The organism is Methylobacterium sp. NEAU K, assembly GCF_030700285.1.
Classification (GTDB): domain Bacteria; phylum Pseudomonadota; class Alphaproteobacteria; order Rhizobiales; family Beijerinckiaceae; genus Methylobacterium.
Genome location: NZ_JAUYZJ010000005.1, coordinates 148,050 through 171,370, shown reverse-complemented (window position 1 = coordinate 171,370; position 23,321 = coordinate 148,050). Strand labels below are relative to the sequence as shown.

Below are 23,321 nucleotides of genomic sequence, written 5' to 3'. Positions count from 1 at the left end.
CAGCGGATGTACCTTATTCGTTGTCGATCTGACGTCCGAGCAGCGCGATCGCCCGCTCATAGACCGGCGCGGCGTTCCAGCCCTGAATCGCGGCGAAGTTCGGCTCGCCGGGCTGGTAGCCGGCGCCGGCGCGCCAGCCATGGGCCTTCAGGAAGTTCGCGGTCGACGACAGGGCGGCCCCGACATTGTTCAGGTCGCCGGTGCCGTAGGCCAGGACGTTTTTCGGCAGGAACTGCGTGTGACCGACCTCTCCGTGGGCCGCGCCGCGGGTGCTCGGCGAGAGCAGGCCACGATCGACCAGCGTCAGGGCCGCGTAAAGCTGATCGGTGAAGTATTCGGAGCGGCGGCAATCATACGCGAGGGTCGCGACCGCCGAGAGCGTGTTGACGTTGCCGCGGACCGCCCCGAAACCGGTCTCCATGCCCCAGATCGCCAGCAGAGGACCCGGGGGGACGCCGTAGCGCTGCTCGATCGACTCGAACAGGGCGGCGTTGGTGCGCTTCAGCGCGCGCCCGCGGGAGACGATCGTCGGGCCGCCCCGCTTGGCGAGGAACTGGTCCAGCGACAGCTTGAAGCTGCGCTGGCCGCGATCCGCTGCGATCGTAGGCGTCGAGTAGCTCGTGGTCTGGAGCGCCGCCAGGCTCGCCGCGCTGGCCTTGCCGCGGGCCTCCTCGGCGAATTCGCGCTTCCAGGTCTCAAACCCGGCCGCCGAGTTGCCGCACTGCGCGGCCTCGGCCTGCCCGGCCACGCAGGCGAGCCCGGCGATTGCCGTGAGGGCGAGGGTCATACGCCGCATTTCTTCGATCACGCGAAACACTCCTCCAGCGCGCTGGCGCGCTACGTTCGTCTGCCGTTGCCGGGCCTTATCTCGTCGACAACAGGGCGAGAAGATGTCGGACAAGCGGTCCGACGGCATCGGGGTATTCACAACATAGCGCAAGCCTGTTGACCCGCTGAGACCGCGCCGCCGGGCGTTTCTCATCATCGTGAACAATAAGCGGCGCCGATCGACGTCGTCGGGCTCGACGAAATGCGCCGGCGCGCCTCCGGAACGGGGGCGGCGACCGCGACGCCACCGGTCTGGCAGGCCCGGTTTCGCCGCACAGGCGACAAGACGACAGCCATCAGGGCCACATGTGGCGCCAGGATAAATGCTTTGCCAACAAATCGAATTCAGTCAAAATGCTTCGGTTGTCTTGTCACAACATTGTCAAACGACAATCATAGCTTTGCCGGCGGAAAGAGTGCTGCGGGGAAACAGTGTGGGGGCGATGACGTGCCGGTCGGATGCGCGCCTCCGGCGTCTCCGTTTGTCCTGATCGGCGGCCAGCGCTTCGCGATGTCCGCGATGTCACTGCCCGAGGGGTCGCACCCGTCAGGCGCGCGCAGGGCCAGCGGTCTGGCCACCCCGAACCGCGAGCCGCTTGGCGGAACCCGATCTGTGCTTCGGCGGCGCACGCCGCCTCGCGGGCGCGCGGCGAGGCTCGAACCCCGACTTCCCCGAGGCTGGGTATGAGCCCGGCCGCTTTCTGAACCCACCCTCGATCGGTACGCGGCGCCGGCGGCGGCCGGTCGCTTCGCCCTGGCACACAACGAGAGACGGACCCTCATGGCCCTCGGAACGCACGGCACCGGTTCACCGCGGGGGGCCACGCTCGGCCCCGACCTCGATCGCGACGGCGTGGCCAAGGCCTATGGCCGCTGGGCGCCGGTCTACGATCTGGTGTTCGGCCCGGTCTTCGCCCAGGGCCGGACGCTGGCGGCGGCAGCGGCGGAGCGGATCGGCGGGCGCATCCTCGAAGTCGGCGTGGGCACCGGTCTGTCTCTGCCGGCCTACCGGCGTGCGCGCAGCATCGTCGGCATCGATATCTCCGCACCCATGCTGGAGAAGGCCCGCCAGCGGGTGACGCGGCTGGCCCTGCGCAACGTCGAGCGCCTCGCCGTGATGGATGCCGAGCATCTCGATTTCGCGGACGCGTCCTTCGACGTGGTTGTCGCTCAATATGTCGTGACGGCGGTGCCGAACCCCGAGGCCGCGCTCGACGAGTTCACCCGCGTGCTCCGCCCGGGCGGAGAGATCGTCATCACGACGCGGATCGGTGCGGAGGGCGGCCTGCGCCGCTTCGTGGAACACACGCTGGCGCCAGTGACGAGCCGCCTCGGGTGGCGGACCGAGTTCGCCTGGAAACGCTACGCCGCCTGGGCGGCGACCGCGCCGGTCGAGATCGTCGAACGCCGGGCGCTCCCGCCGCTCGGCCATTTCTCCCTCATTCGCCTGCGCAAGCGAGACGCCTGACGGCGCCGGCGCGCGAGCCATCTACCATTCCACCAACGATCGATCGGAGACGCACGGCATGGCGAGCTTTCGGGAGGCGCTGCGCATCCAGCGCTGGGACGACCACCGCTATTATCACCACAATCGGGTCAACCAGAGCCTGCACATGGTCAGCGCCGTGAGCTTCCTGGTGGCCTACGCGCTGGCGTTCAAGGATCCCGCCTCGGCTGCGCTGGTCGGCTGGCTGCTGGCGATGACGAGCCGGCAGGCCGGGCACCTGTTCTTCGAGCCCAAGGGCTACGACCACGTCAACGACGCCACGCACGAGCACAAGGAGGAGATCAAGGTCGGCTACAACCTCCAGCGCAAGGTCGTGCTGCTGGCGATCTGGGCCCTGTCGCCGCTGCCGCTGTATTTCGATCCGAGCCTGTTCGGACTGGTCGAGCCGCACCACACGACCACGGACCTCATCCGCAACATAGGCTGGATCTGGCTGTGGCTGGCGCTTGGGGGCCTGGTGTTCCGCACCGGCCAGCTCTTCCTGCAGCGCGACGTGCAGACCGGGCTGGTCTGGGCGACCAAGATCCTCACGGACCCGTTCCACGACATCAAGCTCTACCACCGGGCACCGTTGGCCCTGCTGCAGGGTGAACTCGCCGAGGAGCACGAGCCGCACGAGCACGGCGCCTGAGGCTGGGCGGCGCGCCGGATCCGGTCCGGCGCGCCCGTCGGACTCAGGCCTGATCCGGCGCCCGGAGACCGAGACGGGCGCCGAGCTTTCCGAGACGGACCGCCGCGACCTCGCGCAGGATGGCGCGACGGATCGCCTTGTCGCTCGGTGCACCGCCCTCCCACCAGCCATCCGCCCGCATGCTGCTCGCAGCCGCCACGAACCGCGTGGCGACGGCCTCGAACGCCGCATCATCGTAGGCAAGGCTGAAGATCAGGCGGCCGGTCCCCACCCAGGACAGGGCCAAACCCTCGGCACGCAGGTAGAATTGCAACATCCAATTATAGCGCGACGGTTGCGTGTAGAGGACTGTCCAGACGGTCGACATGTTGGCCACCCGCACCGGCAGCTCGGCCTCCGCCAGCATCGCGTTCAACCGCGCGGCCCGCGCGTCCCAGGTCGCGTCGAGCCTGTCGTAGAGGGCCGCCACTTCGGGCGTGTCGAGCCGATCGAGGAACGCGCTCATGGCGCCCATCACGTAAGGGTGGGCGTTGAATGTCCCGCGCGCGAAGCAGATATCGACCGGCCGGTCGTCCCGGTAGCGCCGCATCAGGTCGGCGCGCCCGCACAGCACGCCGACCGGCAGGCCGCCCCCCAGGGTCTTGCCGTAGGTGACCATGTCGGCCCGCACGTCGAAATATTCCTGCGCGCCGCCCCGGGCGAGACGGAAGCCGAGGAAGACCTCGTCGAGGATCAGCACGATACCCCGGTCGCTGCACACCGCGCGCAACTCTTGGAGCCAACGGGTATAGGCTGCGCGGTCGAAGGCCGCCTTGCGGCCGCTGTCGACCAGGGCGGAATCGGCCGGAGCGCCAGCATTCGGGTGCATGGCCTGCAGCGGGTTGACCAGAACGCAGGCCACGTCCGTGCGCGCAGCCAGAACCTGCAGCGTCCGGTCGGACATGTCGGCCAGGGTAAGCGTGTCGCGGGCCGGCACAGGGTTGCCGATGCCCGGCTGCACGTCACCCCACCAGCCGTGATAGGCGCCGCAGAGGCGCACGATCCGGCGCTTGCCGGTGTGGTAGCGCGCCAGGCGCACCGCCTGCATCACCGCCTCGGTCCCGGACATGTGAAACGAGACCTCGTCGAGGCCGGAGAGCGCCGTGAGCCGCGCGACGTTGGCGGTGACCACCGGATGGAGCGGGCCCAGAACCGGCCCAAGAGCGGCGACGCGCGCGGCGCCCTCCTCCAGGCAGCTACGATAGAAATTTACGCCGAACAGGTTGACCCCGTAGGAGCCGGCGAGATCGTAGAAGTCGTTGCCGTCGAGGTCCGTGATGGTCACGCCCTCGGAGGAGGCCGCGAAGGCACCCGCCCCGAGATGGGCGCGAACGTGCCGGGCGTACTGGAACGGCACCCGGTAGAGGCCGGTGAATTGGAGATCCGACAGGAAGTGGCGGACGGAATCGGTCTCGGCGCGGGTGCGGGCGAACCGCCTCCGGTAGAGGTCCGAGAGCCGGGCGAACCCGTTCTCCCGCCGCAGCGCCACCGTCTCGTCCGGATCGTCGGAGCGGAAGAAGGCGCGCTCGGAATAGGCGTAGTGCGGGATCAGCCCGGCGACGCGCCGGGCCATGCGCGCGTGGCCCGTGAGCGAGGGATGCTTGGCGCGCGACAGCTGAAGGCGCCGCGCGGCCCGCGGCAGGGCGAACACCGCGGCTGCGGCGGTGGCGGACAGGGTGGCGAGGAGCGCGGACATCGCGCCACGCCGTATCGGAGGTGGTTCACGGCATGATGACGGTTTCGGGATCGCAGCTGCGGCGCGCCCTGGCGCAGGTGGGGGCCCAGGAGGATCTGAACTTCCTGTTCACCAACCGCCTGCCGCGCCGGCTCGCCACCCGGTTCATGGGCTGGTTCAGCCGGATCGAGCAGCCCCTGGTGCGCGATGTCTCGATCGCCACATGGCGCCTGTTCTGCGACGTCGACCTCAGCGACGCGCAGGACACCAGATTCCCAAGCCTCCATGCCGCGTTCGTGCGCGCGCTGCGCCCCGGCGCCCGCCCGGTCGCCGCGGACCCGGCGATCCTGACAAGCCCAAGCGACGCGATCCTGGGCGCGCATGGCCGGATCGAGGGGGGCCGCCTGTTCCAGATCAAGGGCCTGTCCTACAGCCTCGCCGACCTGCTCGGGGGCGATGCGGCGCTGGCGCAGGCCCACGAGGGCGGTGCCTACGCGACCCTGCGGCTGACCGCCGGGATGTACCACCGGTTCCATGCGCCCCACGACCTGCACGTCGAATCGGTCCGCCACATCTGGGGGGATACCTGGAACGTGAACCCGATCGCGCTGAAGCGGGTCGAGGCCCTGTTCTGCCGCAACGAGCGCGCGGTCCTGCGCCTGCGGATCGCCGGTCACGCGGTGACCCTGGTGCCGGTTGCGGCGATCCTGGTGGCGGGGCTGCGCCTCGGCTTCCTGCCCGAGGGCGGCGCGCTGCGCCGCACGGGCGGCCGGACGCTACCCTGCACGGCCCGCCTCGGGAAGGGCGCGGAGCTGGGATGGTTCGAGCATGGCTCCACCATCGTGGTGCTCGCCCCCGCGGGCTTCGATGTGTGGCCTACCCTGCGCGAGGGCGCGGGCCTGCGCATGGGTGAGCCACTGATGCGCCTGCCGTGAACGACCCGCAGTCTCCCCGGGCCGGGCTTACGCAGCCTGCACCGTCGCCAGGAAGGTCGCCACCTCTGCGCTCAGCTGCTCGGATTGCCGGGACAGTTCCGCCGCCGCGGTGAGGACATGGGCCGCCGAGGCACCGGTCTCTTCGGTGACCTGCCTGACCGCGCCGATCGTGACCGTCACCGCCTGCGTCCCCCGGGCGGCATCGCTGACATTGCGCACGATTTCGTGCGTGACCGCGCCCTGCTCCTCCATCGAGGCGGCAACGCCGACCGCGATCGTGCGCAACTCCATGATCGTCGCGGCAATCGCCTGGATGGCGTCCACGGCGCGGTCCGTCTCGCTCTGGATCGTGGCGATCTGCTGGGAGATCGTCTCGGTGGCCTTGGCGGTCTGCTCGGCCAGAGTCTTCACCTCGACGGCCACCACCGCGAAGCCGCGTCCCGCCTCGCCGGCCCGCGCGGCCTCGATGGTCGCGTTCAGCGCGAGGAGGTTGGTCTGCGCGGCGATCCCGGAGATCAACCCGACGACGTCCCCGATCCTGTGTGCGCCTTCCGCCAAGCCCATCACGATGACGTTCGTCTCGTTGGCGTCGTTGGCGGCCCGTTCGGCCATGTCGGAGGAGCGGGCGACCTGAGTGTTGATCTCGCCGATCGAGGCTGCCAGTTCCTCGCTCGCTGCAGCCACGGTCTGGACGTTGGCGGATGTCTGCTCGGCCGCCGACGAGACGGCGAGCGACTGGCTGGCCGACTTATCGGCACTCCGGCTCATGGTCTGGGCGGTGGCTTCCATCTCGGTGGCCGCAGCCGAGAGGCTGTTGGTCGTCCGGGAAACCTGCGCCTGGAACGCGCGCGTCGCGGCATCGAGAGCCGCCGCGCGGCGGATCTTGGCGTCGTTCTCCGCGGCAGCGGCGGCGTCTGCCGCGCGCTTGGCGACCAGGGCTTCCCTGAAGACATGGACCGCCCTGGCCATGGCGCCGATCTCGTCGCGACGGTCCACGCCCAGTACCTGAACGTCGAGTTCGCCAGACGCGAGGCGCGTCATCGTCTCCGTCATGCCGGTGATGGGCCGAGCCACCTTCGTGTAGATTGTGAAGATGCCATACGCGACCGCGATGGCGGCCAGCCCGAGACACACGAGAAGCAGGATGCTCGATCGGCTGGCTGTCTCCTCGGCGCGGGCGAATTCGGCTTTCGCTTCACGGACCTGCAGGGCCGCCAGCTTCCCGATGCCGGCGTTTGTCGGCTCCCAGGCGCGCAAAAGATTTGCTGATGCGACTGGGAAATCTTTCATGGCTCCGGATTTCAACATGCCGACAATATTATTAATGTTATCAGTATTTTGATTAAGCTGTGACTGAAATTCTTTCGCAATGTCCTGCTCCTCTGGCGTGAGATATGTCGCCAGATACTCAGACCAATTCTTTTTTATATTATTATTGGCGTCTTGAATAACAGTCGCGCCCTGTTGGGGCGCAACCGTGTTTTCGCGGACCTGTCGCAGGTGCCTGAGCAAATCGTAATAGGAGTCCCGCATGTCGTTGAACTGTTCCAGCGGGGCAATTCTGTCGATGAAAATTGTCTGCAGGCTGCGATGATTCCAGTACAGCGCAAGATTTCCCAAAACGGTAGCGCCTAAAAGAAGAGATCCAAGCACGACCAACAGTGAGGCGAGTCGGAGTCTGATCGTCAGCGGCATGAAAGGCATCCAATGCGTGTCAGCGTTGGTATTTTCTAAAATTTTCGCCGAGATTTAAGCGAGGAAGGCTTTATCATCACGTTTTACAGGCAAGTGCCATCAATTCATTATGCTCGATGCCGGAATTCCGTGCGCCTGACGTTCAGCCAAAACGCGACGTCGCAGGCCAACGCCCGCAATCAGCGTGGTGAGATCTTGGAATGTGTCGCTGCCGTTCGATGCAATCGAGCGATCGATTCCCCTGCGGCCACTGGCGTGCTTAGGTCAACCATGAAACTTTATCAAGGCAATGCATAACTGAAATTCGATAAGCGAGCCATAACTTAAATATAAATTCTAAGGACGTACCGTAGGGGGATTTTTATAGCTTATCGTATCTTTGGGTAAAATCACACGATCTATATCTGAAAAATAAATCGCGAATCGGAATCGAGGTTGTCTCTGTCCGCCAATCCGCGCGCCCGGCGCGACCCAGTCGACCAAGCGCATGGTGGTTGCTTAAATTCATGCAGAGTCGATACGTGCGCACCGAGATCGGCAGCGGGCGGAGGTGGGTCGATATTTGATACGCGGTGCTGTCGCTTCGAGCGAATACGAGTGATGTGTCGTCCGCATGGTTTGCGGCGATAAGACAGCGACACGGCGCTGTCGACAGCCCGTTCAGAGAGCAGGCTGGCGAACAGCAGCAATGCGACGCGCGCTACACGTCCAGATTGGCAACGCTGAGCGCGTTCTCCTGAATGAACTCGCGCCGCGGCTCGACCACGTCACCCATCAGCTTCACGAATAGGTCGTCGGCGTCAGTGGTGTCCTTCACCTTCACCTGCAGCAGCGAGCGCACGTCGCGGTCGAGAGTCGTCTCCCAGAGCTGCTGGGCGGTCATCTCGCCGAGGCCCTTGTAGCGCTGGAGCTGCAGGCCCTTGCGGCCGAAGGCCATCACCGCCTCGAACAGGGCGACGGGCCCGTGCAGCACGGTCTCGTCCGTCTTGCGCATCAGCGTAGCCGGCTCGCCATAGATCTCGCGGAACGCGTCGGCACGCTCGGAGAGGCGCCGCGCCTCCTGGGATGCGATCAGGCTCGCATCCAGGGTCGCCACCTGCCGGACGCCCCGCAGGGTGCGGCTCAAGCGGTAGCCGCCGTCGAAAGATTCTCCCGCCCAGCCCTGCTCGATCTCGTCGGCGATCGCATCGAGCCGGCGCGCGGTCATGTCGGCCAGCACCTCGGCCTCGCCCGGCCGAGAGGCCGCCTCCGCGTCGAAGGCCCCGGCCAGGACCGCCTGCTCGACCACGGTGCGGTCGTAGCGGGTGTGCAGGCCCTGGAGCACGTTGCGGAAGCCGCGAGCCTCCTCGACCAAGCTCTTAAGCTGCGGGCCCGTGAATTCCGCGCCCGTCGAGAGCCGGAGGATCGCCCCGTCGGTGCCCTGGTCGATCAGGTAGTCCTCGAGGGCGCGCTCGTCCTTCAGGTAGATCGCCTTGCGCCCGCGCTCGGCTTTGTAGAGCGGCGGCTGGGCGATGTAGAGGTGGCCGCGGTCGATCAGCTCCGGCATCTGGCGGAAGAAGAACGTCAGGAGCAGCGTCCGGATGTGGGAGCCGTCCACGTCCGCGTCGGTCATGATGATGATGCGGTGGTAGCGCAGCTTCTCCGGGTTGAAGCCCTCGCGGTCGGTGGAGGAGCGCCCGATCCCGGCGCCCAGCGCCGTGATCAGCGTGCCGATCTCCGCCGAGGACAGCATGCGGTCGGCCCGCACCCGCTCGACGTTGAGGATCTTTCCGCGCAGCGGCAGCACGGCCTGGAACGCCCGGTCGCGGCCCTGCTTGGCCGAGCCGCCGGCCGAATCGCCCTCGACCAGCAGGATCTCGCACTTGGACGGGTCGCGCTCCTGGCAGTCGGCGAGCTTGCCCGGCAGGGACGCGATGTCGAGGGCGCCCTTGCGGGTGACGGTCTCGCGCGCCTTGCGGGCGGCCTCGCGGGCCGAGGCCGCCAGCACGACCTTGCCCATCACCGAGCGGGCCTGCTGGGGGTTCTCCTCGAGCCAGGTCGACAGGCCCTCGTTGAGCACGTTCTCGACCGCGGGCCGGACCTCGGACGAGACCAGCTTGTCCTTGGTCTGCGACGAGAACTTCGGGTCCGGCACCTGCACGGAGATGACCGCCGTCAGGCCCTCGCGGCAATCCTCGCCGGTGAGGGAGACCTTCTCGCGCTTGGAGACGCCCGACGAGTCGGCGTAGCCCGTGATCTGCCGGGTCAGCGCCGCGCGGAAGCCCGCCATATGCGTGCCGCCGTCGCGCTGCGGAATGTTGTTGGTGAAGGGCAGGACCGTCTCGTTGAACGAGTCGTTCCACCAGAACGCGACCTCAACCCGGATCCCGTCGCGTTCGGCGCGGACGCAGACCGGGGCGGTGATGCCGTCGATCGGCTTGCGCGAGCGGTCGAGGTAGCGGACGAACGCCTCGATGCCGCCCTCGTAATAGAGGTCCTCGCGCTTGTGCTCGGCATGGCGCGCGTCGGTGAGCACGATGTGCACGCCGGAATTGAGGAAGGCGAGTTCGCGCAGGCGCTTCTCCAGCGTGCCGTAATCGAACTCGATCATCGTGAAGGTGTCAGTCGAGGGCAGGAACGTCACTTCCGTGCCGCGCCTACCGTTGCCCGGCCCGACGATCTCGAGCGGCGCCACGGCATCGCCGTGGCGGAATTCCATCGCGTGCTCCTTGTCGTTGCGCCAGATGCGCAAGCGGAGCCAGGACGACAACGCGTTCACCACCGAGACGCCGACGCCGTGCAGGCCGCCCGAGACCTTGTAGGAGTTCTGGTCGAACTTCCCGCCCGCATGCAGCTGGGTCATGATGACCTCGGCCGCCGAGACGCCCTCCTCCTTGTGGATGTCGGTGGGGATGCCGCGGCCGTTGTCGGAGACCGTGACCGACCCGTTGGCGTTCAGCGTCACGGTCACGAGGTCGGCATGGCCGGCCAACGCCTCGTCGATGGCGTTGTCCACCACCTCGTAGACCATATGGTGCAGGCCCGAGCCGTCGTCGGTGTCGCCGATATACATGCCGGGACGCTTACGAACGGCATCGAGACCCTTGAGAACGCGGATCGATTCCGCGCCGTAATCGGCGTGCTCGGTCTGGGGGGTGTCGGCCATGAAATTCCTCGGGCAGGCGGGCCATTTCGCGACGGAGGGACTCGCGCCGTCGGGCGCCCACGCCTGCGCTCTCGCTTGGTCCACCTGATATAGGGGTTCCGCGTTGAGATTGCACGATTTTATGGGCTACGGACGGCCCCTGCACCCGCTTTTCTGACGCCGCCCGCTTAACGCCGCGTTAGCCCTGAAGGCCGCCCGCGCTGGCCGCGTCCAGACGGGCGACGGCCTCCGCCGGCAGGGTCAGCCGCGCGGCGCCGAGCAGGTCGTCGAGCTGCGCCACCGAGGTCGCGCTGGCGATCGGCGCGGTGATGCCGGGCCGGGCCATGATCCAGGCGAGCGCGACCTGCGCCTGGCTCGCGCCCTGCGCTTTTGCGACCGAATCGAGCACGTCGAGGAGGGCGAGGCCGCGCGGGGTGAGGTATTGGGCCACCCGGTTCTCCCGGGCCCTTCCGGCAGCGTCCTGCGCCGACCGGTATTTTCCGGTGAGAAAACCGGCGGCCAGGGAGAAGTATCCGATCACGCCGATCTGCTCGGATCGGCACAGGGGTTCGAGGGCCGCCTCGTAGCCGCGCTCGGCGAGGCTGTAATCGGGCTGAAGGCACTCGTAACGCGGCAGCCCCGAGGATTCCGAGACCGTCAGCGCATCGGCGAGCCGCGAAGCATCGTAGTTCGAGGCGCCGATCGCCCGGACCTTCCCGCCGGCGATCAGGCGTTCGTAGGCCCGCAGCGTTTCCTCCAGCGGCACCTCGGCATCGTCGACATGCGACTGGTAGAGATCGATCCGGTCGGTCCCGAGCCGGCGCAGGGACGCTTCGCAGGCCCGCTCGATGTGGCGCGCGGACAGGCCCTTGCCGGCCTCGCCCATGTCCATGCCGACCTTCGTGGCGAGCACGATCTTGTCCCGCGCACCCGGACGCGCCGCGAACCAGCGCCCGATCACCGCCTCGGACTCGCCGCCGATATGGCCCGGCGCCCAGCGCGAGTACACGTCGGCGGTGTCGATGAAGTCGAAGCCGCTCTCGACGAAACGGTCGAGGATCGCGAAGGACGTCGCCTCGTCGGCGGTCCAGCCGAAGACGTTGCCGCCGAGGCAGAAGGGAGCGACCGTGAGGTCGGAGCGGCCGATGCGGCGCTTGTCCATGGTCTCAGTCCTGCAGGAACGGATTGGAGACGCGCTCCTCGCCGAGCGTGCCGGTGGGCCCATGGCCGGGAATGAAGGCGACGTCGTCGCCGAGCGGCAGGACCTTCTCCTTGATCGCCCGGATGAGCTGATCGTGATTGCCGCCCGGCAGGTCGGTGCGGCCGACCGAACCCTTGAAGACGACGTCTCCGACCAGGGCGAAGCGCGCGTCCCGGCTCACGAAGACCACGCTGCCGGGCGAGTGGCCTGGGCAGTGGAGGATGTCGAAGCCGAGCTCGCCCACCGTCACGGCGTCGCCGTCGTCGAGCCACCGGTCGGGGGTCACCACCCGGGCCTCGCCGAGCCCGTAATTGGCGGCCGTCTCCGGCAGGCTGTCGAGCAGGAACTTGTCGGCGCGGTGCGGCCCCTCGATCGGCACGCCGAGGCGCTCGCGCAACTCGTCCGCCCCGGCGGCATGATCGACATGGCCGTGGGTCAGCAGGATCTTCTCGACCTGCACGCCCTGTTCCCGGATCGCCGCCTCGATCCGATCGAGATCGCCGCCGGGGTCGACCACCGCGCCGACCTTGGTGGCGTCGTCCCAGATCAGGGTGCAGTTCTGCTGAAAGGGCGTGACCGGGATGATCCCGGCGCGTGGCGTTCCTGGCATGTCGTTCCACGGGTTGGCCGCGCCGGCCTCCGGCGCACGTCATCGGCTTCTAGCGCAGAAGCAGCCTTGCGGCACCCTTCAGGAGCCGGTCAGGCCGCCCCGCCCCTCGGCCGGCGCAGGGCATCGTGCAGCTTCAGCATCTCGGCCATGCCGAGCGACCGGCTGCTCCAGCGGGTCTCTGCGGCGTTGATCTGCGTGAAGCGGTCGTGGGACCTGCCACCGTAGGCGCCGAACACCGCCCGGCCCGCCTCGATCGTGACGCCATCCTCGGGGGCGGACGACGCGTCCGGCCGGTCGATCCGATACGAGGGTGCCCCGGCCTTGCCGGTAACGCCGATCCGTACCCAGGCGTCACCGTAGTGTTTCTGGCACATCCGCATCGTGGCCAGAACCTGGCGGATATAGGCCTCGCCGTCCTCGAGGCCAGGCAGAACGTCCGCGATCGTCGCGTCCGGGGGATGATGCTTCGTCCGGGCCATGTCCTACCTCGTTCCGCCCGGATCCTATCGCGCCGGCCGGGCGAGAGCGAGGCGTGGTCCCGCTCAGCTCGGCGTCCGCTTCAGAAGGGCATCGAGGCCGCCGACCCGGAACCAATGGTAGCCGTAGCCCTCCAGGAACAGGCAGTGGCTCCCATCCGACCCGGCCTCGCTGCGCGCGCCGGTCAGGAGATCGACCAGGATGTCGGGCTCCGGCTCCGGCACATCGGATCGAAGCGCGATCTCGACGGGTTCGGCCGCGAGATTGTGGACGCACAGGATCGCGTTGCCGCGCCAGTCGTAGCGCAGGGCCAGGACCGAGGGCTTGCCGGTCGGCACCGCCGCCACGTCGCCCCAGCCGATCTCCGGCGCCTCCTTGCGCTGGCGGATCATGCTCTGCATCCAGTTGAGCAGCGAGCCCGGATCGTGCCGCTGGTCCGCGACGTTGACATGCGCGTAGCCGTAGGGGCCGTGGTCGATCGGCGGCAGAACCGTGCGCTCCGCCTTCGAGAAGCCGCCGTGATGCTCAGCGGTCCACTGCATCGGCGTGCGGGCGCAGTCCCGCTCCTTGAGGGCCAGCTCGTCTCCCATGCCGATCTCGTCGCCGTAGCGGAGCACCGGCGTCCCGGGCAGGGTGAACATCAGCGAATAGGCGAGCCGGATGCGCCGCGGATCGCCGGCCAGCATCGGAGCGAACCGGCGGCGTATGCCCCGGTCGTAGAGCTGCATCCGCTTCTCGGGACCGAACTGCTCGAACACGGTCTGCCGCTGCTTTTCGGTGAGCCGACCCAGGTCCAACTCGTCGTGGTTCCTCAGGAAGATGCCCCATTGGCAGGAGAGCGGGCGCGGCTTCGTCCGCTCGATCGCCTTCACCAGGGGGCGGGCGTCATGGGCCGCCAGCGCGTAGAAGGTCGCTTGGTTGACCTGGAAGTTGAACATCATGTGCATGCGGTCGGCGTCGTCGCCGAAATAGTCGAAGTCCTGGTCCGGCAGGACGTTCGCTTCGGCCAGAATGATCGCGTCGCCCTTGCGCCATTGCAGGAACTCGCGGAAATCGCGCAGCATGTCGAACTGCTCGCGCGGCTTGCCGCCGACATCGGCGCCCTTCTCGGCGATGACGAACGGAACCGCGTCCATGCGGAAGCCGGAGACGCCGAGCTCGATCCAGAACCCCATGATCTTCAGGATCTCGGCCAGCACCTCCGGGTTGGCGGTGTTGAGATCGGGCTGGAAATCGAAAAAGCGGTGGAAGTACCAAGCCTTGGCCTTCTCGTCGTAGGTCCAGGTCGTCTTCTGGACCCCGGGGAAGACCATACCTTCCTCGGTGGTGGCCGGCCGGTCCTTCGACCAGACATACCAGTCGCGATAGGGTGAATCCGGGTCGGAGCGGGCCGACTGGAACCAGGGATGGCGGTCCGAGGTGTGGTTGACCACGAGGTCGATCAGCACCCGCAGTCCCCGCTGCTTGGCCGCGTGCGCGAACGCCACGAAGTCGCCCAGCGAGCCATAATCGGGGTCGACCCCGTAATAGTCCGAGATGTCGTAGCCGCCGTCGCGCTTGGGCGAGGGCTGGAACGGCATCAGCCAGATCGCGGTGGCGCCCAGCCCCTGGATGTAGTCGAGCCGGCGCTCCAGCCCGGCGAAGTCGCCGATGCCGTCGCCGTTGGCGTCCATGAAGGTGCCGACCGACAGGCAATAGAGGACCGCGTTCTTGTACCAGAGATCGGTGATCATGCTGCCGCCCCGCGTTGCGCGTTCGACGAACGTCGGGCCCGGCCAAAGCGTTGCCGTTCGCTGTCTCAAAACAGCCGCGTTGTGCGGCGCCTATTCAGCGGCCCCGGCATAGCGTTATCCAGGCCGGGCTCAGCCCCGCCTCCGCAGCCCGGACCGCATGAACGCCATCCTGATCAAGCTGTTCGCGACCGCCCTCACGCTGAGTCAGGTCACGACACGGCCGGACGCGGTGCGGACCCAGTTCGATCCGTTCACAGACCAGGCCGAGGTCGTGCGCCTGCTGCGCGACGGCTGCGCCCACATGCGCAAGGCCTTCGACATCGAGGACATCAACCTCGACGAGCTGATCACCACCGCCATGGAGGATCCGTCGAGCGTGGCGGGTCCCGACGCGCCGAAGATCCTGCACGGCCTCGACCTCAACGAGCTGAACACGAGCTACAAGCAGTTCTGCAAGGGCGAGAACCCGGCGAACTCGCCGTTCGATGCCCGGGCGGTGATCGAGTTCTACGACAACGCCACCAAGGACCTGCCCACCGCGGAAGCGCTTCGGGACAAGGCGCTGCCCGGCATGACCCGGATCCTCGACGGCTCGGGCAAACCCTTCGCCGAGACCTTCGAGCCGAACGGCCGCCGTCTGGTCGTGCCGATCACCGCGGTCCCGCAGCTGGTGCAGAAGGCGTTCATCGCCGCCGAGGACAAGCGCTTCGAAAGCCACCACGGCATCGACGAGCGCGGGGTGATCCGCGCCTTCATCGGTAACCTCGCCTCGCCGGGGCGCCCGGCCGGCGGATCGACCATCACCCAGCAGGTTGTGAAGAACCTCTCGGTGGGCGACGACGTCACCTACGAGCGCAAGATCCGCGAGATGATCGTCGCGTCGCGCCTGGAGCGGATCCTCGGCAAGCCGCAGATCCTGGGTCTCTACCTCAACGGCATCTATCTCGGCCGCGGTGCCTACGGCATCGAAATGGCGGCGGAGAGCTACTTCGGGAAGTCGGTCGGGCAGCTCACCCTGCCGGAAGCGGCGCTGCTCGCCGGCATGCCCAAGGGGCCGAACTTCTACAGTCCGGACAAGTATCCGGACCGGGCGCGCGAGCGGCGCGCCTACGTGCTCGCCCGCCTCAAGGAAGACGGCACGATCACCGAGGCCGAGATGAACGCCGCGATCAATGCCGATCTCGGACTGAAGCCGATCGAGGCGGCGCGGCGGGATACGGGCTTCTACGTCGTCGATTATCTCAACCGGGAAGCCCGCACCTTCGCGGGCGTCGATTCGCTCACCGCCGGCTCGTTCACGGTGCGCTCGACCATCAACGCCGGGCTCCAGCGCGCCGTCGAGGGGGCGCTGCAGGACGGGCTCGCCAACTACGAACGCGCGACCGGGCGGCAGACCTATCCGGGGCCCGAACTCAACCTTGCCGACAGCGTCCGCCGCATCCAGGCGGCGACGCCGGCGCCGGAAGGATCGGCTCAAGCCGCCCCAAGCGTGACCGGCGCCCGCGCGGAGGCCAAGGACGTCACCCGGCAAACCGCCAAGCCGGACAGGGCAACACGGCCGAAGGCCAACGCGGCGACCCCGCAGAAAAAGCCGGCCTGGCTTCTCGCGCTGGAGAGCGCGCGGCCGGTCCTCTACGACGTGCATTGGCCGATCGCGGTCGTGCTCGAAGCCGGCCGCGGGCCGGTCAAAGTCGGCCTCGCGGACGGCCGCATCGCCACCCTGGAGCCGGGCATCGCCCGCGGGCGGCTGCAGCTCTACGATGTGGTGCGGGTGAAGCTCACCGAGGGTCGCGGCGCGCCGCGCGCGCAGATCCGGGTCCGGCCGAGCGTTCAGGGCGCGGCGCTCGTGATGGAGAACCAGACCGGCCGCATCCTGGCGATGGCGGGCGGCTTCTCGTATCCGCTGAGCCAGCTCAACCGGGTCACCCAGGCCGTGCGCCAGCCCGGATCGACCCTGAAGCCGCTGACTTACCTGGCGGCGCTGAACGCCGGACTCCAACCGAACACCCTGGTGCTGGATTCGGCCGTGACCCTGCCGCCGATCGGGGGCTCCGGCGATTCCTGGTCGCCGAAGAACTACGAGGGCGGCGGCTCCGGCCCGACCACGCTTCGGAGAGGCCTCGAATTCTCGAAAAACCTCGTCACCGCCCGGCTGCTCCAGGGGGGTATCGCCCCGAAAGCCCCTGCGAGCCTCAAGCGGGTCTGCGATATCGCCCTGGAGGCGCAGATCTACGCAGAGTGCGAGCCCTACTACCCGTTCGTGCTCGGTGCCCAGCCGGTGCGGATGCTCGATCTGGCAGGCTTCTACGCGGCGGTGGCGAACGAGGGTGCCCGGCCGGCGCCCTACGCGCTCGAATCGGTCGAGCGCGACGGCAAGCCGCTCTACACCCATGCGGCCCGGGAGCCGGTGCGGATCGGCTCGGCGGACCGGGTGGCGTTCTACCAGCTCAAGACCATGCTGCAGGGCGTGACGCAGCACGGGACCGCCTCCGCGCTGGCGAAGGTCTCGGCCTACGTCGCCGGCAAGACCGGCACCTCCGAGAACGAGAACGACGCCTGGTTCGCGGGGCTCACCAACGAGATCACCGTGGTGGTCTGGGTCGGCTACGACAACGCCGACGGGAGCCGCAAGACCCTCGGCCGCGGCCAGACCGGCGGCCATGTCTCGGTCCCGATCGCGTCCGCTATCCTGCAGGCGGCCTGGGCAAACGGCGTCCCGAAGACGCCTCTGCGGGGCCCCTCCTCCGAGGCGCGCCCCTTCATCGCCGACCTGCCGATCGACCCGCGCAGCGGCCTGCGGATCGCGGGCGGAGGCTTCGTCGAGCATTTCCGCACGAGCGGCGACGGTCGCCTGGCCGACACGCAGTATCGCCTCGTGCCGCGCGAGACCCTCTACGCCATGCGGCCGGATGCCGAGGATGGCGACCTGTCCGGCGCCGAGGACGGCGCCAGCGTCGCGGGCGACTACTACGGCAACATGACAGGCGAGCGCGCGCCGCCCGATCCCCTGGACCCGTTCGGCGAACGTCAGCGTCCGCACGGCCGCCGTGCGCAGGGAAATCTGGATTCCGACGGCCAGGACGCCTACAGGCCGTGGCCCGGCCAGACCGCCCGCTCGCCCTTCGGGGACGACGACACGCGCCGGCCGCGCCGCCGCGACCCGGACTATTTGTTCGGCGAAGACCCGGGCTACTGACGCCCCTCCCGTTCGAAGAGACGCCCGTTGCGCACGCAGTTCCCTGCCGCCCTCGCCCTCGCCCTGACGACCGCCATCCCGGTCTGCGCGCAGACCCCCGCCGCCAACACAGCGGCGACGCCGGGGCCCGAGCGGATCAAGGAGGTTCCCTCGGTGGTCGCCGTCGATCCGGCGTCGATCAAGCCCGGCCAGGTCCTGTTCACGGACCATCGGGACAACCCCACGGCCCCGGAGAACGGGCTGATACCTTACCTGGACTGGATGAAGGCGCGACCGGCCGAGGCTGCGATGCTCGCCCCCTATCCGGGCTACATGGAGCCCGACTACACGGTCACGGTGAACGGGGTCACCAAGCCGCGGCACGAGACCCTGAAGGTCTACGTGGCGGAGGGGCGGTTCGTGGTCCCGCGGCCGCCCGAGGCGATCGACCTCCAGGCCTTCGCCAATCTGGGCTTCGTTCAGAAGATGGATCCGGCCATCAAGCACCGGGCGATCACCGTCGCCGATGTGACGCCCAACAAGGATCCGGCCGCCGCCTTCGCCAAGCGCCCAGACCGCCCCTGGTGTGAGGGCGCCGGCGCCTGCATCGAGTCCCGATACGATCTCGAAGGCAAGCTGCCGTTGGGCGTGAAGCTGGCCAACAAGCTCGAGGAGGGCTCGGCCAAGAAGATCGCCGAGTACGTCTCCTTCCAGAGCGAGTTGCGCGTGCTTGGGCCCGACCAGGACGGGCCCCTCAAGGCGCTGACGAAGGTCGACACCGCGGTCATCGGAGGCCTCGAGCAGACGATCTTCTGGGTCAACCAGATCCTGCGCTTCGGCAAGTTCCTGGCCGTGTTCCAGCCGATGCCGAACGATCCCACCAAGACGGTGGTCACCACCTACATGGCGCTTGCGATCAAGGCCGACGTTCTCGATCGAAAGGCCGAATATGCCCGCGTCCCCGTTCTGAAGAACCTGCTCCCCGCGCAGGTGCTGATGGGCAATTCGAGCTTCAACACCGGCAACTCGATCAGCGCCGGCCTGCCGGTCTACGCCCGCAATCGCATTTCCACCTTCGCGGACGCGATCACGAAGCGCTGACCGGTCAACGCCGCCCGGCTCAGAACCCGCGGTTGCCGATCGTCGGCAGCGTCGGCTGCGTGTAGGTCCGGTTGACGTCGCGGCGGGTCTGGGTGCCGTTGGTGTTGTTCGAGGCGCGATAGTTGTCGAGGTTGAGGCTCTCAGCGAGACCACTGCGGGAGTCGGGACCGTCCGTGGCGCAGGCACACAGGCCGCCGATCGTCAGCATCGAGAGAGCGAAAAGGGTAAAGCGCATCACGTGTCCTGAATGGAGCCGATCCGGCCGGTGGATTGATATCGACCGAGAATCAGCAGGTCAGCGGGCCGTTAGGGCATGGTCAGGGCCGCGGAGGTTCCGTCAAGCTTGGCCGCGACCCGTAAATCGGTTCTGCCGCCTCCGATGCGCGGCGGCCACGGAAAATCCACCACTCCGCTTGTTTGCGGCGGATATGGCCGGCAATCGTGTCGGTTGCGGCTCCCGCCCCCTGGCGAATCCGGGGGCTTTCGGGCGACAACCAGCCTCGATGAGCAATGTACTGCCCTTCCGGCCGCGCCCGACCGTCACGCGACTCGCACGCTGCGAGGTCGTGACCGTGGCCGGCGACCTCCTCGCCCTGCTGGAGCAGCTCGAGGACGTAAGCGCCCGCGCTGCCGCGATGGGCCGTCCCCCGCTCGAAGTCGAGCGCACGGTTCAGCATCTTCTCGACGCCGTGAGCGCCGTGGAACGCGCCCTCGACTGCATCGGCGAGGGTGAGCAGGTCGCGCCGGCCTGAATCAGATACCGGCCGCGCAAGCGCGATCGGTTTTGCGCAATGGATCTCTGGCGTAGCGGGTCGAAGATTGGATCTTCGACACGATGTTCCGAAGTCCGGCTGCAAAGCTCCAATATTCCGGAACCGTCGCGCTCGCCTTGCGGTTGAAGGTCGGGCGCTCGAAAACGACGCCGTTTCCGGAGAACGCTATGAGGTTTCGCACGAGCAGCTGGTTGGCCGTGATGGCCGCCGCCGGGCTCCTCGCCGGGACCGCAGCCAGCGCCCAGGCGGCCGAGATCGGCTTTCTTGAGATGCTGTTCGGGGCACGGCCGGCGCCGCAGCAGGTCCAGCAGGTCCAGCCCCCCGCGGCATTCGGCGATCGGACACCCTACCGCCGCTCGACACCACGGCTCGGTGCGGCGCGCCATCGGCTCCAGACCCGATACGCCGCACTCCCGGTAAGGATTCACGTGAAGGAGCCGGAGGTCAGTGCGCGCCAGACGCCGATCGACATGAAAGGCGGGGCTGCGGCGGCATTGCTGAAGGACGAGACTCTCCGGCCGGGAGACATCGTGGTCCTGAATTCCGGCGCCCGCGTCTTCGCCGGTGATCCCGACAAGCGCCACGCCTTGCGGGATTTCGAGCCGGTCCAGAATTCGGCTTATGTCAGCAAGGGCACCCGCAAGGTTCTGGCGGGCCTGTTCACTCCGGTGGGTTCCATGCCCGCCAACGAGGCACGCCGCATCGTGGCGCGCCTGCACAAGGAGCCGCCCCCTGCGGCGACGCCGCTTCCCCCACAGCAGACCGCGATGCGGGTGATCAATGTCTGGCAGACCGGCCAGTGAGAGCCTCGGCGGCGGGCCGATCTAGAAGAAGCGCTCCTTGACCACGATCGTGTCGCCCGGCCGGACCGGATAGGTCATCGGCACGATGCCGGAAACAAGCCCACCCCCGCTGTCGCGGGTCAGCACGGCGTAGTCCCGGGCCGCCCGGGGCCCGAAGCCCGCCGCGATCGCCACGGCGGTCTCGACGGTCATGCCGTTGACGAACGGGTACTGTCCCGACGTCGTCACCTCGCCGAGAATGTAGAATGGCCGGTAGGTGTCGACCTCCACGGTGACGTGCGGCTCGCGAACGAAGCCGGACGCGAGCTTGGCCTCGATCGCCCGAGCGGCCTGGCCGGTCGTCTGGCCGCCGACCTGCACGGTCCCGATCAGCGGCATCGCGATCCGGCCCGCGCCGTCGACCGCGTATATGTTCGACAGGTTGTCCTGCCCGAACACGATCACCCGCAGCTTATCGCCGGCCGCGAGGGGATAGCGGGCGCCGATCGAGCCGGTGCCGGTAGCGTCGAGCTGGTCGGTGCGGAAGGTCGGACGCAGGCATCCGCCGAGAGCCAGAGTCGAGCCAAGAGCGAGGAGCAGAGCGCGCCGGTTCATCACCATCGCCGTAAAGGATTCCAATTCGGCGTTGTCTAGGCCGTTAAGGTTAATGAACCTTGATCATGCAGGCGCCCGTAACCGAACAGACCGACGCCGGCGCGCCTTAACTCTTGGGCAACCTTAACATCCTCTAATAGCGCTCGGAGGGCATCACGCGCCGTCCGGTTGGCCTTCGTGCTCAGAGCGTCTTCATGTCCCGTATCAGCCTGCGCTCGACTGAGACCGAATCCGGGCCGCAAACCCGTGCCGGCCAGGGCCTCGGCCTCGCGCAGGTGCCGCAGATCCTACGCCGATCCATCGGCTGGATCGTCGGGCCGACCCTCGTGGTCGCCCTCGGGGCCAGCGTATTTGTCAATGTCGTCAGCCCGCGCTACACCGGCGAGGCGAAGCTGATCCTGGAGAGCCGCGATCCGGCCTTCGCCCGGACCGCGCAGGACCGCGCCGATCAGCTCGCGCCGATCGACGAGCAGGCGGTGGCGAGCCAAGTCCAGGTGGTGATGTCGCGCGACTTGGCCCGCGAGGCGATCCGCCGCCTGAAGCTCGTCGGCAATCCCGAATTCGATCCGGGCGTGGGCAGCATCGGCCCGATCCAGCGCGTCCTGATGATGCTCGGGATCGGCGCCAATCCCCTCGACCGTCCGGCTGAGGACCGGGTCCTCGACGCCTATTTCGAGCACTTGCTGGTCTATCCGGCAGGCAAGTCGCGCATCCTGGCTATCGAGTTTCGCTCGAAGGATGCCAAACTGGCGGCCGACGGCGCCAACACCATCGCGCAGCTCTACATCTCGTCGCTCGAGGCCGACAAGGTCGATACCGCGCGCTACGCCTCATCCTGGCTCGGCGGCAACATCGACGGCTTGCGCAAGCGCGTCGCCGAGGCGGAGGCGAAGGTCGAGGCGTACCGGGCCAAGAACGGACTCGTCGGCAGCACCGGCAGCACAGGTCAGCCGCTGACCACGCAGCAGCTCGGCGAACTCTCGAGCCAGCTCTCCCAGGCCCGGATTCTCAAGGCCGATCTCGCCGGCAAGGTGAAGGCGATCAAGGACCTGATCAAGGATGGCCGCGCCTTCGAGATCGCTGACGTCGCCAACAACGAGGTGATCCGGCGCATCGTCGAGAACCGTATCGCAGTGCGGGCGCAGCTCGCGCTCGAGTCACGGACGTTGCTTCCGGCGCATCCGCGGATCAAGGAGCTGCACGCGCAGCTCGATGACCTCGACTTGCAGATCAAGACCTCGGCCGAGCGCGTGGTGCGCACGCTGGAGAACGACGCCAAGATCGCCGGCTCCCGGGTGGAGAGCCTGCAGGCGGCGGTGGACAGCCAGCAGGACGTGGTCGTCAAGGGCAATTCCAGCGAGATCCAGCTCCGTGCGCTGGAGCGGGAGGCGAAGGCGCAGCGCGAGCAGCTCGAATCCTACCTGTCCCGCTATCGCGAGGCGGCGGCGCGCGACGGCGAGAGCGCCACGCCGGCCGATGCCCGAATCGTCTCGCGGGCGGTGACCCCCGAAGTCCCGTCCTTCCCCAAGAAGTGGCCCATCATCGGCTTCGCTACCCTCGTGACGCTGATGCTGGCGGTCGGCGGGGTGCTCGCGAGCGCGCTGCTGGCCGAGTCCGGCCGGGCGGAAGCCGATTCGGATTCCAGTTTCGATCCAGCGGCTCGGCGCCCGCGTCGCGAGCCGGAACTGGAGCGGCCGCGCTTCACCTTTCCGGAAGCGATGCCGCCGGCGCGCTGGTCCGAGCCTGCGGACGGCGCAGAGCCGGCCGCCTCGGCGGCGGCATCGGTCGAACGGTCGAACCCGAGGACGGCGGCCGAGGCTTACGACCTCGCGCCCCTGATCGCGCGGATCTCGTCCGCCACCCGGGAGCCGGGCGATCGGTCCGGACGCCGGATCCTGATCATGGAGACGGAACTGTCCCGCGGCGAGCAGCCGCTGCCCGAGGCGCTGGTCCGCGCCCTCGGCCGCAACGCGAGCGTCGTCACCGTGGAGCTGAACGGTTCGGGCGCCGGTTCGGGCGATCTCGGCTTCACCGATCTCGTGGCCGGACAGGCCGCATTCCTGGACGTGATCCAGGCCCGGCCCGACGGCAGCGTCCACCGGATCGAGACCGGGCGCGCCGACGCAGCGGCGCTATTCGCGGAGCAGGACGCCCTGAACCTGACATTCGAGGCCATGGCGGAAGCCTATGACTGGGTGGTGTGCCGTCTTCACGCCGTCCCCGGTGCCGTCGACCTTCTCGAACTCGTCGCCGGTTATATGGACAGCGTCATCGTCGCCTCGAACGCGTCTGCCGAGGATCCCGCCCTGGCCGATCTCTACGCCATCGCGGAAGAGGCGGGGGCCGGACAGATCCTGGTCGCCCAGGACCGGCCGGCCGAGGTCGCGGCCGGCGAGCTGCGTCTGAGCGCCGCCTGAGCG

18 protein-coding genes are annotated in these 23,321 nt (G+C 68.0%); 8 read left to right on the top strand and 10 right to left on the bottom strand.

What is annotated here, in order from left to right; translation table 11 throughout:
- Positions 1 to 13: 13 nt before the first annotated feature.
- Positions 14 to 787 carry a lytic transglycosylase domain-containing protein gene (locus tag Q8W67_RS06210; protein ID WP_305542334.1) on the bottom strand — a complete coding sequence of 258 codons (774 nt, stop codon included), beginning with the start codon at positions 785 to 787 and terminating at the stop codon, positions 14 to 16.
- Between the two features lie 822 nt (positions 788 to 1,609).
- Between Q8W67_RS06210 and Q8W67_RS06205 the strand changes: the two genes are divergently transcribed.
- Positions 1,610 to 2,296: a class I SAM-dependent methyltransferase gene (locus Q8W67_RS06205; protein WP_305542331.1), complete on the top strand. Its 687-nt coding sequence runs from the start codon at positions 1,610 to 1,612 to the stop codon at positions 2,294 to 2,296.
- Positions 2,297 to 2,354: 58 nt separating this feature from the next.
- Complete coding sequence (locus tag Q8W67_RS06200; RefSeq protein WP_305542328.1) at positions 2,355 to 2,966, top strand: hypothetical protein; 612 nt, start codon at positions 2,355 to 2,357, stop codon at positions 2,964 to 2,966.
- Positions 2,967 to 3,009: 43 nt separating this feature from the next.
- Here Q8W67_RS06200 and Q8W67_RS06195 read toward each other — a convergent pair whose 3' ends face one another.
- On the bottom strand, positions 3,010 to 4,701 hold the full coding sequence (locus Q8W67_RS06195) for an aminotransferase class III-fold pyridoxal phosphate-dependent enzyme (RefSeq protein ID WP_305542325.1): 1,692 nt from the start codon (positions 4,699 to 4,701) through the stop codon (positions 3,010 to 3,012).
- Positions 4,702 to 4,733: 32 nt separating this feature from the next.
- Here Q8W67_RS06195 and asd point away from each other — a divergent pair, with 32 nt between their 5' ends.
- Positions 4,734 to 5,615, top strand: coding sequence for an archaetidylserine decarboxylase (gene asd, locus Q8W67_RS06190; protein WP_305542322.1), 882 nt, complete (start codon positions 4,734 to 4,736; stop codon positions 5,613 to 5,615).
- Between the two features lie 27 nt (positions 5,616 to 5,642).
- Here the strand turns inward: asd and Q8W67_RS06185 are convergent, their stop codons facing one another.
- From Q8W67_RS06185 to Q8W67_RS06160, 6 genes are all read right to left on the bottom strand, one after another.
- A complete protein-coding gene (locus Q8W67_RS06185; protein ID WP_305542320.1) occupies positions 5,643 to 7,310 on the bottom strand; it encodes a methyl-accepting chemotaxis protein in 1,668 nt (555 codons plus the stop codon).
- A gap of 700 nt (positions 7,311 to 8,010) precedes the next feature.
- Entirely contained in the window at positions 8,011 to 10,455 is a 2,445-nt protein-coding gene (gyrB, locus tag Q8W67_RS06180) for a DNA topoisomerase (ATP-hydrolyzing) subunit B (protein WP_305542318.1), read from the bottom strand.
- A 178-nt stretch (positions 10,456 to 10,633) separates the two neighbouring features.
- Complete coding sequence (locus Q8W67_RS06175; protein ID WP_305542315.1) at positions 10,634 to 11,596, bottom strand: aldo/keto reductase; 963 nt, start codon at positions 11,594 to 11,596, stop codon at positions 10,634 to 10,636.
- 4 nt (positions 11,597 to 11,600) lie between these two features.
- The gene (locus Q8W67_RS06170; RefSeq protein ID WP_305542305.1) at positions 11,601 to 12,245 is read right to left on the bottom strand and encodes an MBL fold metallo-hydrolase; all 645 of its coding nucleotides are present in this window, start codon (positions 12,243 to 12,245) and stop codon (positions 11,601 to 11,603) included.
- An 89-nt stretch (positions 12,246 to 12,334) separates the two neighbouring features.
- Positions 12,335 to 12,724 (bottom strand): hypothetical protein, encoded by a 390-nt coding sequence (locus Q8W67_RS06165; RefSeq protein ID WP_305542302.1) that lies wholly within the window; start codon positions 12,722 to 12,724, stop codon positions 12,335 to 12,337.
- A gap of 63 nt (positions 12,725 to 12,787) precedes the next feature.
- Positions 12,788 to 14,455 carry an alpha-amylase family protein gene (locus tag Q8W67_RS06160; RefSeq protein ID WP_305542299.1) on the bottom strand — a complete coding sequence of 556 codons (1,668 nt, stop codon included), beginning with the start codon at positions 14,453 to 14,455 and terminating at the stop codon, positions 12,788 to 12,790.
- 157 nt (positions 14,456 to 14,612) lie between these two features.
- On the opposite strand from Q8W67_RS06160, the gene Q8W67_RS06155 reads away from it, so the two are divergent.
- Both Q8W67_RS06155 and Q8W67_RS06150 read left to right on the top strand, forming a co-directional pair.
- Positions 14,613 to 17,651 carry a penicillin-binding protein 1A gene (locus Q8W67_RS06155; RefSeq protein ID WP_305542296.1) on the top strand — a complete coding sequence of 1,013 codons (3,039 nt, stop codon included), beginning with the start codon at positions 14,613 to 14,615 and terminating at the stop codon, positions 17,649 to 17,651.
- A gap of 27 nt (positions 17,652 to 17,678) precedes the next feature.
- Positions 17,679 to 18,731: a hypothetical protein gene (locus Q8W67_RS06150; protein WP_305542293.1), complete on the top strand. Its 1,053-nt coding sequence runs from the start codon at positions 17,679 to 17,681 to the stop codon at positions 18,729 to 18,731.
- Between the two features lie 19 nt (positions 18,732 to 18,750).
- Here the strand turns inward: Q8W67_RS06150 and Q8W67_RS06145 are convergent, their stop codons facing one another.
- A complete protein-coding gene (locus Q8W67_RS06145; protein WP_305542290.1) occupies positions 18,751 to 18,966 on the bottom strand; it encodes a hypothetical protein in 216 nt (71 codons plus the stop codon).
- Between the two features lie 268 nt (positions 18,967 to 19,234).
- Between Q8W67_RS06145 and Q8W67_RS06140 the strand changes: the two genes are divergently transcribed.
- Positions 19,235 to 19,483, top strand: a complete 249-nt coding sequence (locus Q8W67_RS06140; protein WP_305542287.1) for a hypothetical protein — start codon at positions 19,235 to 19,237, stop codon at positions 19,481 to 19,483.
- A 188-nt stretch (positions 19,484 to 19,671) separates the two neighbouring features.
- Positions 19,672 to 20,307, top strand: coding sequence for a hypothetical protein (locus Q8W67_RS06135; RefSeq protein ID WP_305542284.1), 636 nt, complete (start codon positions 19,672 to 19,674; stop codon positions 20,305 to 20,307).
- A 21-nt stretch (positions 20,308 to 20,328) separates the two neighbouring features.
- On the opposite strand, the gene Q8W67_RS06130 is transcribed toward Q8W67_RS06135, so the two are convergent.
- Complete coding sequence (locus Q8W67_RS06130) at positions 20,329 to 20,907, bottom strand: polysaccharide biosynthesis/export family protein (RefSeq protein WP_305542282.1); 579 nt, start codon at positions 20,905 to 20,907, stop codon at positions 20,329 to 20,331.
- A 188-nt stretch (positions 20,908 to 21,095) separates the two neighbouring features.
- On the opposite strand from Q8W67_RS06130, the gene Q8W67_RS06125 reads away from it, so the two are divergent.
- A complete protein-coding gene (locus tag Q8W67_RS06125; protein WP_305542279.1) occupies positions 21,096 to 23,318 on the top strand; it encodes a GumC family protein in 2,223 nt (740 codons plus the stop codon).
- The last annotated feature ends 3 nt before the right edge of the window (positions 23,319 to 23,321 follow it).